The organism is Methylobacterium sp. WL18, from assembly GCF_008040015.1.
In the GTDB taxonomy this organism is placed as follows: domain Bacteria; phylum Pseudomonadota; class Alphaproteobacteria; order Rhizobiales; family Beijerinckiaceae; genus Methylobacterium; species Methylobacterium mesophilicum.
Genome location: NZ_VRVD01001297.1, coordinates 1 through 509 on the forward strand (window position 1 = coordinate 1; position 509 = coordinate 509).

Annotated in this window: 1 protein-coding gene; it reads right to left on the reverse strand. The window is 75.0% G+C overall.

The window, feature by feature from the left end; translation table 11 throughout:
- A partial coding sequence (locus FV228_RS32410) for an ATP-binding cassette domain-containing protein (protein ID WP_147858030.1) occupies window positions 1-509 on the reverse strand: 509 nt, incomplete at both ends.

Genomic DNA, 509 nt, shown 5'->3' on the forward strand with positions numbered 1-509 from the left:
TCGCCACGGGCCGCGCGCCTCGCGGCCCGTGGCGAGGCGGTTGATCAGCAGGGGCTCGGCCACCGCGGCGCCGACGCTCATGCGCGGGTCGAGGCTGGCGAACGGGTCCTGGAAGATCATCTGCATCCGCTGGCGGCGCGTGCGCAGGGTTTTGGCATCGAGGCCGATCAGGTCCTCGCCGTCGAGCAGGACCGAGCCGGAGAGCGGCTCGACCAGGCGCAGGATCGAGCGGCCGGTGGTGGACTTGCCGCAGCCGGATTCGCCGACCAGCGCCAGGGTCTCGCCCGCCGCCAGGCTGAACGAGACCCGCTCCACCGCGTGGACGCGGCCGGTCACCCGGCCGAACAGGCCGGAGCGGATCTCGAACCGGGTGGTCAGGTCGCGGACCTCCAGGACCGGGCGCTCGGCCGCCTTGACGGTGTCGGGGGTCTCGGGCGTCGGCTCGGCGACGCCGGTGGCGCGGTCGATCACGGGGAAGCGCATCGGCCGGGCCCGGCCCGCCATGGCGC